We start from the raw sequence: 15,125 nt of genomic DNA, 5'->3' as shown, positions 1-15,125 counted from the left end.
CACCGCCCACGGAGGGAGGGAAGCGGTGCCGCCCTCCGCGCCGCCGGGCCGGCGGGCGGGCCGCGCGCCCGATGACCAGTTCCCACAGCCCCGGTCCCGCGTCCCCGACCGCGCCCGCCTCGGCCCTGGCCGGAAGCGGGCTGCCCGCGCACCCGCTCGCCGCCCTCGACGCCGAACCCGTCGAGGCGCGCTCCCTGCCCGAAAGCCCCACCAGCCCCGCGCGTGTGCGCGCCGCCGGACTGACCCTTGCCGACCTGTGGCTGCCCGCCGTGGTGCTGCACGAGGAGGCGCTGCGGCACAACCTCGACCGGTTCGCCCGCTGGTGCGCCGAGCACGGCACCGACCTCGCCCCGCACGGCAAGACCACCATGGCGCCGCTGCTGTGGTCGGCCCAGCTCGACCGCGGCGCCTGGGGGCTGACGGCCGCCACCGTCGCCCAGGCGCGGGTGATGCGCCGCTTCGGCGCGCACCGGGTGATCATCGCCAACGAGGTCGCCGATCCCGCTCAGCTGGCCTGGCTGGCGCGCGAACTGGCCGACGGCGCGTTCCAGCCGGTGGTCCTGGTCGACTCTCCTGAGGGCGCGGCCCGAACGGCGGCCGGCCTGTCCGGCGCGCCGCGCCCGCTGCCGGTGCTGGTGGAGCTGGGGGTCGCCGGACGGCGCGCCGGGGCGCGCGGCCTGGACGCGGCGCTGGAGACGGCGCGGGCCGCCGCCGCGGCGCGGGAGCTGGTGCTGATCGGGGTCGAGGGATTCGAGGGGGTGTTCCCGCAGCGCCGCGACGACGACTCCGCTGCGCGGGCCCGAGCCTGGCTGGCCGGCTTCGCGGAGTTCGTGCGCCGCGCCGACGCCGAGGGCCTGTTCGCGCGCGCCGAGGAGGTGGTCGTCACGGCCGGCGGCAGCTCCTTCCCCGACCTCGCCGCCGAGGCGTTCGCCGACCTGCCGCGGCTGTCGCGCCCGGTGCGCCGCGTCGTCCGCTCCGGCTGCTACCTCACCCACGACGACCTGCTGATGGAGCGCGCCTCGCCGCTGCGCTCGGGCGCCGACCCCGACCCGCTGCGGCCCGCGCTGACCTGCTACGCGCGCGTGCTGTCCCGCCCCGAGCCCGGCCGGGTGCTGCTGGGCGCGGGCAAGCGGGACGTGTCCTTCGACATCGACCTGCCCGTGGTGCGCGCCGTGCTGGGCGGGGGCGCCGGCGGTCGCCGCACGCCCGTCGACTCGGGCCTGCGGGTGGTGGAGCTGAACGACCACCACGCCTTCCTCGACGCCGACCCCGGCGCGCCGGTCCCCGACGCGGGCGACGTGGTGGAGCTGGGGCTGTCGCACCCGTGCACGGTCTTCGACAAGTGGCCGCTGATCCCGGTGGTGGACTCCGGCGGCCGCGTGGTCGACGCCGTGCGCACGCTGTTCTGATCGGTGCGCGGTGCGCGGCCCGCCGCGCGCGTGAAAGCGGCCAGCCCCTCGCTGGAGGGGCCGGCCGCCGGGGAATGGGCATGGCTGGAGCTGGCCAGGGAGTGTGGAGTCCCTCGGGTGGTTTTTACCGGCTGCAGGTGACCCGCGACTGAATTACCGAAATACCCGCGCGGATGTGGAGTCCGCGCCTACCTGTATGCAACGAACACACCTGCTGAGTGAGTGGTAGGCGGATATGCGGATAGACGCGAATACGCCGCTACCTTTTACGAACCGACACTTCGGTGCTCCAGCCATGCGGTCGGTGGGGAAAAGGGCCTCAGCCCTCGTCCAGTTCGATGAGTTCGGTCTTGTTGGCCCGGTTGACGGCCTGCTTGACGCGCTGGGCGAACTCGCCGATGCGGTCGATCTCGTCCCACTGGGCGCGCCGCTGGAGGCCGTAGTCGGTGACCTCCACGACGTCGTAGCCCTCCAGGACGACCTCCTCGACCTTCAGGCCCTTGTCGCTGAAGGACTCCCGCTTGCGCTCGACCCGCTTGACCGTGCGGTAGCGGATCCAGTCGGGGCCGCTGTCGACCACGCCGACGTCGTCGGCGCGCAGCGGCACCGCGCGGGCCGCCGCCTCCAGCTTGGGGATGACGTCGTCCTTGAGCACGAGCAGCTCGGGGATGGACAGCTCGCGCACGGTGCCGTCGAGGTCCTCGATCTCGGCGCGGGCGCGCTGGTTGGTGCGCGAGATCCGCAGCGCCAGCCGCTCATCCTCGGCGAGGACGGCCGCGATGCGCTCCCGGCACTCCTGCACGGTGTAGCTGCGCGTGGTGGTCTTCTCGGTGCCGGGGGCCGGACGGTAGGCGCCGTCGCCGTCCAGGGCCGCGGTCCGGTAGGTGCGCCGCTCGGCCCCGGCGAGCTTGAGGCGGTTGATCCAGCTCTGCAGGTCCGCCGCGAGTTTCTTACGCCGATTGAAGGCGTCGCCAACGGTCATGTTCACGACGGGAAAACTAGCAGCCGCGCCGCCATTATGGCCACCGGTTTTTCCGCGGACGGTTTCCGCCGCCCGAATTCACCTTTCACCTTTCGCGTTTCACGTTCGCGTTTCAGCGCGCGAGGTCCAGGCGCGCCAGTTCGCGCCGCGAGCGCACGCCGAGTTTGGGATAGGCCTTGTACAGGTGGTGCTCCACGGTGCGCCGGCTGAGGAACAGCCGCGCGCCGATCTCGGCACTGCTGTGCCCCTCGGCGGCCAGCCGCACCACCTGCAGTTCCTGGGGGGTGAGCCGGTCGACGGGGTGGGCGGCGGTGTCGACCGCCGAGGCCGGAGCGCCCACCGCGCGAAGTTCGGCGCGGGCGCGCTCGGCCCAGGGCGCGGCGCGCAGCCGGTCGAAGTCGGCCAGGGCCGCGCGCAGCGGGGAGCGGGCGTCGCCGGGACGGCGGGCGCGGCGCAGCCACTCGCCGTAGGCCAGCAGGCTGCGCGCCCGCTCGAAGGGCCGCCCGCCCTTGTCGTGCAGGGCCAGCGCCCGCGCGAAGTGGTCCTCGCCCCCGCCCAGCAGCGCCCGGCAGCGGGCCGCCACCGCCTGCGCCCAGGGCTGGCCGCCGCTGCGCGCCCAGACCTCGAACCGGTCGAGGTCGGCGGCGGCGCGCTCGGGCTCGGCCAGCCGCGCGGCGGCCTCGACCTGGTCGGCGGTGGCCGCCATCAGCACGGCCGTGTGGTGCCCGCCCCGCTGCCGGGCGGCCGCCAGCCGCTCCAGTGCCTCGGCGTGGCGCCCGTGCCCCACGTCGCACAGGACGAGAGCGGCGTCGGCGGCGGCCCGGTTGGACTCCGTGGCGCCGTCGGCCAGGGCCGCACAGCGCTCGGTGTCGCCCTCCACGGCGGCGATGAACGCCAGCACGACGTCGAGTTCGGCGCCGCGGCGGCGCAGCCCGGTGTCGCGGGCGATGGCGGCGGCCTCGGCGACGGACGCCTCGGCCTCGCGGTGGCGCCCGGCGCGGAACAGCGCCTGGGCGTGCGCCTGGAGGACCTTGGGCAGCCGGCCGACGAGCCCGGCGGCGCGGCAGGCCGCGATCTCGGCCTCGGCCAGCGCCAGCGCGGCGTCGTCGTCGCCGATGATGACGGCGCAGTACAGCGCGGACATGCGCCGCTCGTCGGCGCCGGGCGCGCCGCCCTGGGCGGCCAGCACCTCCTCGATGTGGGCGGCCATCAGCGGCAGCCCGCGCTCGTGGTCGCCCTCGATCGCGGCGGCCATGCCGCGCACCCCGGGGTCGGCGCGGCCCATGTCCGCCAGCCGCTCGGCGGCCACGGCCAGGGCGCGGGGGTCGTCGGAGAACCAGGCGTAGCCGGCGGCGGTGCGCAGCATGGCGGCGGCGGTGCCGGGGTCGGTTCCGGCGATGGCGGGAGTGTGGTCGACGAGCAGCCGCGCGGCGGCACCGGCCGCGCCGCGCTCGAACTCCACCACCGAGCGGATCCGCGCCAGCGCGGCCCGCCGCGCCGGGTCCTCGGCGTCGGGATCGGCGCGGTCGGCCAGGTCGGCGGCCTGGCCGACGTCGCCGGCCAGCAGCGCGGCGTCGGCCGCGGCGGCCAGCAGCCGGCCGCGCTCGGGGCGCGCGGCGATCCGGGCGGCGCTGGCGAACAGGTGGGCGGCCGAGGAGTAGGCGGCGCGGTCCAGGGCCCGCTCGGCCGCCGCCGCGAGGCGGGCGCCGACCTGGGGGTCGGGGTCCACGGCGGCCGCGGCCAGGTGCAGGGCGGCGCAGTCGGGGTCGTCGGCGGCGTCGGCGAGCGCGCGGTGGGCGGCGAAGCGCTCGGGCAGGGCGGCCCGCTGGTAGGCGGCGGTGGCGACCAGGGGGTGGCGGAAGGCGACCCGCTCGGCGCTGACCTCGACCAGCCCGGCGCGCTCGGCGGGGCCCAGGTCGTCGGGGCCGGCGCCCAGGGCGCGGCTGGCCGCCAGCACGCGGGCGAAGTCGCGGCGGCCGTCGGCGGCGGCCACCAGCAGCAGGGTGCGCGTGCCGGCGGGCAGCGCGTCGACGCGCTCGCGGAACCCGGCGAGCACCCGTTCGGTGACGGGCAGCGGCGGTACGCAGTCGCCCACCACGACGCCGCGGTCGTGCGCGGCGGCGAACTCCACGAGCGCCAGCGGGTTGCCCTGGGCCTCGTCGCGGATGCGGGCGAGCGCGGCCGGGGCCAGGCCCCGGCCCGCCAGCACCCGCTCGGCGTCGCGGGGTCCCAGGCGGTGCAGGGGGATCTCGGGCACCCCGGCGGCGGCGAAGCCGTCGCGGGCGGCGAACACCACGGCGACCCGCTCGGCGGCCAGGCGGCGGGCGGCGAACAGCAGCGCCTCGGCGCTGGCCGGGTCCAGCCAGTGGGCGTCGTCGGCGGCCACCAGCACCGGCGCCTCCTCGGCCAGTTCGGCCAGCAGGGTGAGCACGGCCAGGCCGGTCAGGAAGCGGTCGGGGGTGCGGGGCGCGGCGGCGCCCAGGACGGCGCGCAGGGCGTCGGCCTGGGGCGGGGGCAGGGCGTCGAGGCGGTCCTGCAGCGGCCACAGCAGCTGCACCAGGCCGGCGAAGCCCAGCGCGGCCTCGGCCTCCACACCGGTCAGGCGCAGGACCCGCATGCCGCGCCCGGCGGCGTCGTGGAGGGCGCGGTCCAGGAGGGCGGTCTTGCCGATCCCGGCCTCGCCGCGCAGGACGACGGCCCCGCCGGCGCCGGCCTCCGCCGACTCCAGCAGGCGCGTCAACGCCGCCAGCTCGGTTGTCCTGCCCCGCAGCACCCGCGCGTCCTCCGCTCCTTGCGTAGGTGTGAACCGCGACTTACGTAGGCCAATTCCGCAACGTTACTGATTCGCGGCCAGGCGCCCGAAAAGTACGTTTCCCGTGTCCCGGTCGGCGACCGCCGACCCGGCCGCGTCCGGCCGCGCGCACCCGTGGCCGCCCGCGCCCCACCGTTCTCGATCCGTGCCTGTCACCTGGGAGTGGCCATGTCAGAGTTGTCGGCGCCGGAACTGTCCCCGGCCCGCGCCCGCCGGACGGGGGCGCGCCTTGCGCTGCTGTCCGTCGGGCACCTCATCATCTCACTGGACTTCACGATCATCTTCGTCGCGCTGCCCGCCATCGCGCGCGACGTCGGCTTCACCCAGCACGGCCTGCAGTGGGTGGTCAGCGCCTACGCGATCTCCTACGGCGGCTTCCTGCTGCTGGGCGGGCGGCTGTCCGACCTCGTCGGGCGGCGCCGGATGTTCCTGGTGGGCGCCGTCCTCTACGGCCTCGCCTCGCTGCTGGGCGGGCTGGCCGCCGACCCGGCGCCGCTGCTGGCCGCCCGCGTGCTCCAGGGCCTGGGCGGGGCCGTGCTGTTCCCCGCCGTCCTGTCGCTGGTCAACACCGGGTTCGCCGAGGGGCCCGAGCGCAACCGCGCGCTGACCGTGTGGGCGCTGGCCGGCGCGGGCGGGCTGAGCATCGGCGCGCTGGCGGGCGGCCTGCTCACCCAGGCGTTCGGCTGGGAGGCGGTGTTCTTCGTCAACGTGCCGATCGTGCTGGCGGTGGTGGCCGGCGGGCTGGTGCTGCTGGCCGCCGACGGGCCGGTGGCGCGCGGCCGGTTCGACGCCCCCGGCACGCTGACCGGCACGGCCGGGGTCACCCTGCTGATCTTCGCGGTCGCCCAGGGCGGCGAACTGGGCTGGACCGACCCGCTGGTGCTGACCGCCGGCGTCCTGGCGCCGGTGCTGCTGGCGGCCTTCGTCGCGATCGAGGCGCGCTCGGCCGAGCCGCTGATGCCGCTGCGGCTGTTCCGCAACCCGTCGCTGGTGGCCGCCGTGCTGGTCATCCTGGTCTTCGGCCTCACCGCGCAGAACGTGCCCTACTTCCTGACGCTGTTCCTCCAGGAGGTGCTGGGGTTCGGCGCCCTGGAGAGCGGCCTGGCCTTCCTCGCCCCCACGCTGGCCATCACGCTGGGCAACTTCGTGTGCGAGCGGATGATCCACCGGGTGGGGGTGCGCGCGGTGCTGCTCATCGGGTTCGCGCTGGGCGCCGCCGGCGCCGTGGCGCTGGGCCTGGGCATGGTGCCCGGCGCCGGGTTCGCCGCCCTGCTGCCCGGCGTGCTGCTGGTCGGCCTGGCCATGGGGCTGGTCTTCGAGGCGATGTGGGTGGCGGCGGGCACCGGCGTGCCCGACGCCGACCAGGGCCTGGCCTCGGGAGTGGCCTCCACCGCCGTGCAGGTGGGCCTGGCCGCCGGGCTGGCGGTCCTGGTGACCGTGTCCTCCCCCGGCTCCGCTGCGGCGGCGGGCGCCGCCGCCTCGGCCGCCGCCGCGGCCGAGGGCATGCGCACCGCCCTCTACACGGTCGCCGGCGGGATGCTGCTCGGCCTGCTGGCCGCCCTGCGGCTGCCCGGCCGCGCCAAGGAGCCCGCCGCCTGAGCCCCGCCCCGCGGCCGCGCGGACCGGCGCCCTGGACCCCGCCTCACGCCATCCCCGGGGCGGGGCCCTCGGCGCCCTCGTCGTCCTCGGCGATCAGCAGGCCCCCGACGTGGTCGGCCAGCACCGCGCGCGCGGGCGGCTCCAGGCCGGCGTCGCTGACGAGGACGTCGCAGCGCTCCAGGGGCGCGATGGTGCACAGGCCCACCGTGCCCCACTTGGTGTGGTCGGCGACCACCACGAGCTTGCGGGCGGCGGCCACCAGCGCCTGGTCGGTCTCGCCCTCCATGAGGTTGGGCGTGGTCAGCCCGGCGCTCTCGTGCATGCCGTGCACGCCCAGCAGCAGCAGGTCCAGGTGCAGGCTGCGCACCGCCGCCACGGCCAGCGGCCCCACCAGGGCGTCGGAGGGGGTGCGGAACCCGCCGGTGAGCACCACGGTCTGGTCCGGGCGCGGCGCGCGGTAGAACACGTCGGCCACGCGCAGGCAGTTGGTCACCACGGTCAGCCCCGGGATGTCGCGCAAGTGCTCGGCGACCGCGCAGGTGGTGGTGCCCGCCGACAGGCCCACGGCGCTGTGCGGCTCCACCAGGCGGGCCGCGGCCCGCGCGATCGCCCGCTTCTCGCGCTCCTGGCGGGTGGAGTTGACCTCGAACCCGGGCTCCTCGGTGCTGCGCCGATGGGGGGCCACCGCACCGCCGTGGACCTTGCGCAGCAGGCCGCGCGCCTCCAGGGCGTCGAGGTCGCGCCGGACGGTCATGTCGGACACGTCCAGGCTCTCGACGAGTTCGGTCACCCGGACCGCGCCCGAGTCCCGGAGCCGCTCCAGGATGAGCGCCTGCCGCTGCGCAGCCAGCATCGGTGTCCCCCCGCGATCGACCGCTCCGGCCGCGCCCTCGCGGCGGGTCCGGCCCGCGCGGAACCGGCGGCGCCCGCCGGGCGCGCGACCGTGTTGAAAATTGTTGGATGAATTGTGACATCCTGCGCATCGGTGTCAAGACCTTCCCACGCGCCCGGTCCCCGTCCGCCCGCCGGCGCCGCCGCAGTCCCGGCGGCACGGCCCTTTCCGCGTGGCGGGCGCGGCTAACGGCTGGTCCAGCGCGTGTCAACCCTGTGAAGCGGCATGCGTTCTGCGACGCTTGACACACCGGCGGTTGTGCCACAAAGTTGCACCGAATGTGCGGTCTTGTGCGTTTTCGTTGCCTCATGAACGGGGATGCACCGCACGCCCCAGGTGTAACCGTTCCGGAGGGGGTAACCACACACCACCGCACGGAACGGCACATCCACCCCGTCCGGACCCGCGGCACCCGCCGCGGCCGGTGCCGCCGAGCCGGTCGCCTGCACCGACCGGGTCGGCACCCGGCCGCGGGAACCGCCCCGGGCCACAACCCCCATTGGGAGGACCATCGTGTTCAGAGAGGACCAGCCGTCGTGATCGCGCTAGCACAGGAGCCGCTGCGGCTGGACGCATCGGTCATCGACTACGTCCTGCTCGCGGTGTACTTCGCGTTCGTGTTGGGAATCGGCTTCCTCGCCCGCCGGTCGATCTCCTCCAGCCTGGACTTCTTCCTGTCCGGGCGCGCCCTGCCCGCCTGGGTGACCGGCCTGGCCTTCATCGCGGCCAACCTCGGCGCCATCGAGATCATCGGCATGTCGGCCAACGGGGCCATGTACGGCATGCCGACCATGCACTACTTCTGGATCGGCGCCGTCCCGGCGATGCTGTTCCTGGGCCTGGTCATGATGCCGTTCTACTACGGCTCCAAGGTCCGCAGCGTGCCGGAGTTCATGCTGCGCCGGTTCGGCCGCGCCGCCCACCTGGTCAACGGCATCAGCTTCGCCCTCGCCCAGATCCTCATCGCGGGCGTCAACCTGTTCCTGCTGGCCACCATCGTGGACGCCCTGCTGGGCTGGCCGCTGTGGGTGTCGCTGCTGGTGGCCGCGGCCATCGTCCTCAGCTACACCGCGCTGGGCGGCCTCTCGGCGGCGATCTACAACGAGGTGCTGCAGTTCTTCGTGATCGTGGCGGCGCTGCTGCCGCTGACCATCGTGGGCCTGCACCGCGTCGGCGGGTGGTCGGGCCTGGTGGACGAGATCACCCACAGCCCCGGCGGCGCCGAGCAGCTGTCGGCCTGGCCGGGCAACGCGCTCACCGGGTTCGGCAACAGCTTCCTGAGCGTCCTGGGGATCGTCTTCGGCCTGGGCTTCGTGCTCGCCTTCGGCTACTGGACCACCAACTTCGTCGAGGTCCAGCGCGCCATGGCGTCCAAGAGCATGTCGGCGGCCATGCGCACCCCCATCATCGGCGCCTTCCCCAAGCTGTTCATCCCCTTCCTCGTCGTGGTGCCCGGCATGATCGCCGGTGTCAGCGTGTCGGAGATGGTGGCGCTCAAGGCCGGCGAGCAGTCGGGTGTCGACTACAACGACGCCATCCTGCTGCTGATGCGCGACCTGCTGCCCAACGGCCTGCTGGGCGTGGCCCTGGCCGGCCTGCTGGCGTCGTTCATGGCGGGCATGGCGGCCAACCTCAGCTCGTTCAACACCGTGTTCACCTACGACATCTGGCAGTCCTACATCGTGAAGGACCGGCCGGACTCCTACTACCTGAACATGGGCCGGTGGGTCACCGTCGGCGCCACCCTCGGCGCGGTGGGCACGGCGTTCATCGCCTCGGGCTACTCCAACCTGATGGACTACCTGCAGCAGCTGTTCTCGTTCTTCAACGCGCCGCTGTTCGCCACGTTCATCCTGGGCATGTACTGGAAGCGCATGACCCCGGCCGCCGGCTGGAGCGGCCTGGTCAGCGGCACCCTGGCGGCCGTCCTGGTGTTCCTCGCCAACAACCTCGGGGTGATCGAACTGTCGGGCCAGGGCGCCAGCTTCGTGGGCGCGGGCGCGGCGTTCGTCGTCGACATCCTCGTCAGCGTGGTGGTCACCCTGTTCACCCGGCCCAAGCCCGACTCCGAACTGGTCGGCCTGGTGCACTCCCTGACCCCGCGCGAGTCCCGGCGCGCCGAGACCACCGGCGAGGACGCCGGCTGGTACCGCCGCCCCTGGGTGCTGGCGCTGATCGCCGGCGTCATCGTCGTGGCGCTCAACATCATCTTCTTCTGACGGCCCGAAAGGCGGCACCAATGAACACGCGCAAGGAGGCAGCCCGATGAGCGCCAACGCGCCCGAGCCCCGCACCAGCCCGTCGCGGGCGTTCGACATCCGGATGGTCATCGCCCTGCTGTTCGCGATCTACGGGATCGTCCTCACGGTCATGGGGGCCTTCGGCTCCGCCGAGCACGTCGAGCAGAGCGCCGGGGTCAACATGAACCTGTGGTCGGGCCTGGGCATGCTCGTCTTCGCGATCCTGATGGGCGGCTGGGCCCTGATCCGCCCGCTGAAGGTGCCCTCCGACACCGAGAAGTAGCCCGTCCCGCGGCAGCGGCCGCCCGCGCCACCCGGCGCGGGCGGCCGCTGCCCTTTCCGGCGGCGGGCGGCGCACCCGGGGCAAATTGTTGACACGACATCTATGTCGTGTAATCTAATTTCATGACCGATCCGAGAGCCACCACCCTCGTCTTCCTCCCCTGCCTGTCCGGAGCGCCCTGGACCCCGCGGCAACTGGCCCCCTACCGGCACCGGCCCGTGCGCACCCCGGCCCTGCCCGACGGGGTCGACGACGTCGAGCGCTACGCCGACCACGTCGCCGCCTCCCTCGCCGACCTCGACCGCCCCGGCACCGCCGGGGACCCCGGCGGCTACGTCCTGGTGGGCGACTCCTTCGGGGCCAACGTCGCCCTGGCGCTCGCCGTCCGCCGGCCGAGCGGGCTGCGCGGCCTGGTCCTGTCCGGCGGCTTCGCCGCCAATCCCGTCACCTCTCCCCTGCGCAGACGCGCACTCCAGGCGCTGGGCCGGATGCGCGGCCCGCTGTACCGCGGTGTCGCCCTGCGCGCCCACGCCCGCACCCTGGCCTCCCCCCACGACTTCGCCGGCGAGGTAGGCTGGAGCACGGCCGACAGCCGCCGCCTCTTCCTCGACCACACCCCCGCCGCCTCCTACGGCGCCCGCCTGGCCGCCGCGTTCGCGGCCGACTACACCGGCCGGCTCGCGCGGGTGCGGGTGCCCACCCTCGTCCTCACCCCCGCCCACGACGTCCTGATCGGCCCCGACGCCGCCCGGATCCTGCGCGAGGGCATTCCCGACGCCCGCGAGGTGGTGCTGCCCCGGACCGGGCACATGTTCCGCTTCTCCCACCCCGACACCTACGGGCGCGCCGTCGAGGAGTTCCTGGCCGAGCGCGTCGACCCCGTCGCCGCGGCGGCGCCGGGCCCCGATCGGGAGGCGGCCGGCCGTGCGACCCGCTGAGGAACTGCGCTACCTGATCCTGGCCGCCCAGCGCGAGGGCAACCGGATGCTCGCGCGCCGGCTCCAGCCCCTGGGCGTCACCCCCTCCCAGGCCGAGGTCCTGCGGCTGCTCCACGACCGCGAGCCGCTCACCCTCAAGGGCATCGGGGAACTCCTGGTGTGCGAGAGCGGAGGCAGCCCGAGCCGGCTGGTCGACCGCCTCCACGCCGCCGGGCTCATCGAGCGCCGGGTGCCCGACCACGACCGCCGGCAGGTCACCCTCACGCTCAGCGCCGAGGGGCGGCGGATCGCCGAGCACATCGCCGGCATCGAGGAGGAGCTGTACGGGCGCATCGACGCCGCGGCGCGGGGCCGCCCGGTCGAGGAGGTCGCCGCGTTCCTGCGGTCCTTCGTCAGCGGCCTGCCCTCCGGCGACGCCCTGGCCCGCCGCACCGCCGCCGGCGACGACTGAGGTGGCCCCCGGCCGGGCCGCGTTGTCCACAGGCCCGGCACGGCCGCCGGCAGCCACGATCACCCTGGGTTACGTTTACTCCATCCGCCGTGTGCGCCGGGCGGCCCTGGGCCGCCCTCGGGTCCGGGTTTCGCGGATCAGCGGCCGGGTAGCGGGCGGCCACCCCTGGTCACCGGGTGTGTCCGCACCGGGCCGAGCAGTCTACGGCGGAGGAGAGACATGGGTGTGCGCAGGCTGATCCAGTCGTGGCCGGTCTACCGGCAGTTCACCGGCGGCGACCCCTCGGGGCGCGGCGCGGCGGCCCAGTCGGCCGCCAGCCGCCGCCTCACCCCGCGCACCGCCCGGGCCGACCGCGTCGTGAAGTCGGTCTGCCCCTACTGCGCCGTGGGCTGCGGGCAGAACGTCTACGTCCGCGACAACAAGGTCATCCAGATCGAGGGCGACCCCGACTCCCCCATCAGCCGCGGCCGGCTGTGCCCCAAGGGCTCGGCCAGCCTCCAGCTCACCACCGGCTCCTCGCGCCGGCACACCGTGCTCTACCGGCCGCCGCACGCCCCCGACTTCCAGGAGATCGACCTGTGGACGGCCATGGACATGGTCGCCGACCGCGTCATCAAGGCCCGCCGCGAGGGCTGGCAGGACGAACACGAGGGCCTGCGGGTGGCCCGCACCATGGGGATCGCCAGTCTGGGCGGGGCCACCCTCGACAACGAGGAGAACTACCTCATCAAGAAGCTGCTCACGGCGCTGGGCGTGGTGCAGATCGAGAACCAGGCGCGGGTCTGCCACAGCTCCACCGTCGCCGGGCTGGGCACTTCCTTCGGGCGGGGCGGCGCCACCACCTTCATGCAGGACCTCCAGAACTCCGACTGCATCGTCATCGAGGGCTCCAACTACGCCGAGGCCCACCCCGTGGGCTTCCAGTGGGTCATGGAGGCCAAGGCGCGCGGCGCGGTGGTCATCCACGTCGACCCCCGCTTCAGCCGCACCAGCGCGCTGGCCGACCTCCACGTGCCCATCCGCGCCGGCACCGACATCGCCTTCCTCGGCGGGCTCATCAACCGCGTCCTGTCCGAGGGGGCGTACTTCCGCGACTACCTGCTCGCCTACACCAACGCCGCCACCATCGTCACCGAGGAGTTCCAGGACACCGAGGACCTCGACGGCCTGTTCTCCGGCTTCGACCCCGACAACCGCGCCTACGACCTGCGCACCTGGCGCTACTCCGGCGTGGACATCGCCCCGGCCTCCAGCGACCGCGACGCCCAGTACGCCGAACGCTCCGGAGGCCCGCAGGAGACCGCCGAGGCCGGCCGCCCCGAGCAGCAGGGCTCGGGCGGCGCGGCGGTGGGCGGCGCGCCCGAGACCGACCCCACCCTCACCCACCCCCGGTGCGTGTTCCAGATCCTCAAGCGGCACTACTCCCGCTACACCCCCGAGGCCGTCGAGGAGATCTGCGGCATTCCGCGCGACCTGTTCGACCGGGTCTACCGCCACCTGACCGACAACTCCGGCCGCGACCGCACCTCGGCGTTCTGCTACGCGGTGGGCTGGACCCAGCACACCGTGGGCGCCCAGTACATCCGCGCGGCCTGCGTGCTGCAGCTGCTGCTGGGCAACATCGGCCGCCCCGGCGGCGGCATCCAGGCGCTGCGCGGCCACGCCAGCATCCAGGGCTCCAGCGACGTGCCCACCCTGTTCAACCTGCTGCCGGGCTACATCCCCATGCCCCACGCCCACGCCAACCAGGACCTCGACGACTTCGTCACCGCCGACGCCGCCCTCAACGGCTTCTGGGCCGAGATGCGGTCCTACCTGGTCAGCCTGCTCAAGGCGTGGTGGGGCGACCACGCCACCGCCGACAACGACTTCGCCTTCGACTACCTGCCGCGCATCACCGGCTCCCACAGCACCTACGACACCGTCATGGCCCAGCTGCGCGGTGAGTGCAAGGGCTACTTCCTCATGGGCGAGAACCCGGCGGTGGGCTCGGCCAACGCCCGCGCCCAGCGGCTGGGCATGGCCAACCTCGACTGGCTGGTGGTGCGCGACTTCTCGCTGATCGAGAGCGCCACCTGGTGGAAGGACGGCCCCGAGATCGAGTCGGGCGAGCTGCGCACCGAGGACATCGCCACCGAGGTGTTCTTCTTCCCGGCCGCCGCCCACACCGAGAAGTCGGGCACCTTCACCAACACCAACCGCACCCTGCAGTGGCACGACCGCGCCGTGCTGCCCGAGGGCGACGCGCGCAGCGACCTGTGGTTCATGTACCACCTGGGCCGCATCATCCGCGAGAAGCTGGCGGACTCCACCGACCCGCGCGACCTCCCCCTGCTCCACCTCACCTGGGACTACCCGCTCGAAGAGGGCGAGGAGCCCGACGCCGCCGCCGTCCTGGCCGAGATCAACGGCTACGGCCCCGACGGCGCCCACCTGGGCGCCTACACCCAGCTTCGCGACGACGGCTCCACCAGCTGCGGCTGCTGGATCTACTGCGGCGTCTACGCCGACGGCGTCAACCAGGCCGCGCGCCGCAAGCCCCACACCGAGCAGGACTGGATCGCCGCCGAGTGGGCGTGGGCCTGGCCGGCCAACCGGCGGGTCCTCTACAACCGCGCCTCGGCCGACCCCCAGGGCCGGCCCTGGAGCGAGCGCAAGGCGCTGGTGTGGTGGGACGCCCAATCCCGGCGCTGGACCGGCCACGACATCCCCGACTTCGAGGCCGACAAGGCGCCCGACTACCGCCCGCCCGAGGGTGCCAGGGGGGTGGCCGCGCTCAGCGGCACCGACGCGTTCATCATGCAGGGCGACGGCAAGGGCTGGCTGTACGCCCCGGCCGGGCTCACCGACGGCCCGCTGCCCACCCACTACGAACCGCAGGACTCCCCGTTCGGCAACCTGCTCTACGGCCAGGACCGCAACCCGGTCCGCCTGGTCTACCCGCACGACGTCAACCGCTACCACCCCGGGCCCGGCGAGCCCGGCGCGGACGTGTTCCCCTACGTCGTCACCACCTACCGGCTCACCGAGCACTTCACCGCCGGCGGCATGAGCCGCTGGACCCCCTATCTTGCCGAGCTGCAACCGGAGTTCTTCTGCGAGGTCTCCCCCGAACTGGCCGCCGAACGCGGGCTGACCCACGGCGGCTGGGCCACCGTGGTCACCGCCCGCAACGCCATCGAGGCGCGGGTGCTGGTGACCGACCGCATGGCGCCGCTGCGCGTACGCGGCCGCACCGTGCACACCATCGGCATGCCCTACCACTGGGGCCCCAACGGCTACAGCACCGGCGACGCGTTCAACGAGCTGTCGGCGATCGCGCTCGACTCCAACGTGCACATCCAGGAGGTCAAGGCGCTCACCGCCGACATCCGCCCGGGCCGCCGACCGCGCGGCCCCGACCGCCTGGCCCTGGTCCGCGAGTACCACGAGCGCGCCGGGATCACCGCGCGCACCGGAACGGAGGTGTGAGCCATGGCCCTGGACGAGCGGCGCGCCGACGCCCCCGCCGACACCGCC

Annotated in this window: 10 protein-coding genes; 7 read left to right on the top strand and 3 right to left on the bottom strand. The window is 74.3% G+C overall.

All coding sequences use genetic code 11. The features are described 5' to 3' along the window. Window positions 1–71: 71 nt before the first annotated feature. Window positions 72–1,409: an alanine racemase gene (locus HNR12_RS24855; protein WP_179769816.1), complete on the top strand. Its 1,338-nt coding sequence runs from the start codon at window positions 72–74 to the stop codon at window positions 1,407–1,409. A gap of 319 nt (window positions 1,410–1,728) precedes the next feature. Here the strand turns inward: HNR12_RS24855 and HNR12_RS24850 are convergent, their stop codons facing one another. Together HNR12_RS24850 and HNR12_RS29275 are read right to left on the bottom strand one after the other, a co-directional pair. Continuing rightward, window positions 1,729–2,391, bottom strand: a complete 663-nt coding sequence (locus tag HNR12_RS24850) for a hypothetical protein (protein ID WP_218903347.1) — start codon at window positions 2,389–2,391, stop codon at window positions 1,729–1,731. A gap of 112 nt (window positions 2,392–2,503) precedes the next feature. Beyond that, a complete protein-coding gene (locus HNR12_RS29275; protein ID WP_179769814.1) occupies window positions 2,504–5,164 on the bottom strand; it encodes an AAA family ATPase in 2,661 nt (886 codons plus the stop codon). 207 nt (window positions 5,165–5,371) lie between these two features. Between HNR12_RS29275 and HNR12_RS24840 the strand changes: the two genes are divergently transcribed. Then, a complete protein-coding gene (locus HNR12_RS24840) occupies window positions 5,372–6,802 on the top strand; it encodes an MFS transporter (protein ID WP_179769813.1) in 1,431 nt (476 codons plus the stop codon). Window positions 6,803–6,845: 43 nt separating this feature from the next. Here the strand turns inward: HNR12_RS24840 and HNR12_RS24835 are convergent, their stop codons facing one another. After that, window positions 6,846–7,655, bottom strand: a complete 810-nt coding sequence (locus HNR12_RS24835; RefSeq protein WP_179769812.1) for a DeoR/GlpR family DNA-binding transcription regulator — start codon at window positions 7,653–7,655, stop codon at window positions 6,846–6,848. A 575-nt stretch (window positions 7,656–8,230) separates the two neighbouring features. Between HNR12_RS24835 and HNR12_RS24830 the strand changes: the two genes are divergently transcribed. From HNR12_RS24830 to fdh, 5 genes are all read left to right on the top strand, one after another. Further along, window positions 8,231–9,913, top strand: coding sequence for a sodium:solute symporter family protein (locus HNR12_RS24830; protein ID WP_179769811.1), 1,683 nt, complete (start codon window positions 8,231–8,233; stop codon window positions 9,911–9,913). A 46-nt stretch (window positions 9,914–9,959) separates the two neighbouring features. After that, window positions 9,960–10,217, top strand: a complete 258-nt coding sequence (locus tag HNR12_RS24825) for a hypothetical protein (protein WP_179769810.1) — start codon at window positions 9,960–9,962, stop codon at window positions 10,215–10,217. Window positions 10,218–10,339: 122 nt separating this feature from the next. Next, window positions 10,340–11,155: an alpha/beta fold hydrolase gene (locus HNR12_RS24820; protein WP_179769809.1), complete on the top strand. Its 816-nt coding sequence runs from the start codon at window positions 10,340–10,342 to the stop codon at window positions 11,153–11,155. Next, a complete protein-coding gene (locus tag HNR12_RS24815; RefSeq protein ID WP_179769808.1) occupies window positions 11,142–11,606 on the top strand; it encodes a MarR family winged helix-turn-helix transcriptional regulator in 465 nt (154 codons plus the stop codon). The genes HNR12_RS24820 and HNR12_RS24815 overlap by 14 nt, the downstream gene beginning before the upstream one ends. A gap of 219 nt (window positions 11,607–11,825) precedes the next feature. Next, a complete protein-coding gene (gene fdh / locus HNR12_RS24810) occupies window positions 11,826–15,077 on the top strand; it encodes a formate dehydrogenase (RefSeq protein WP_179769807.1) in 3,252 nt (1,083 codons plus the stop codon). The last annotated feature ends 48 nt before the right edge of the window (window positions 15,078–15,125 follow it).

Source organism: Streptomonospora nanhaiensis, from assembly GCF_013410565.1.
Lineage (GTDB): Bacteria > Actinomycetota > Actinomycetes > Streptosporangiales > Streptosporangiaceae > Streptomonospora > Streptomonospora nanhaiensis.
The sequence above is the reverse complement of the archived record's forward strand: the minus strand, read 5'-3'. Positions and strand labels throughout refer to the sequence as shown.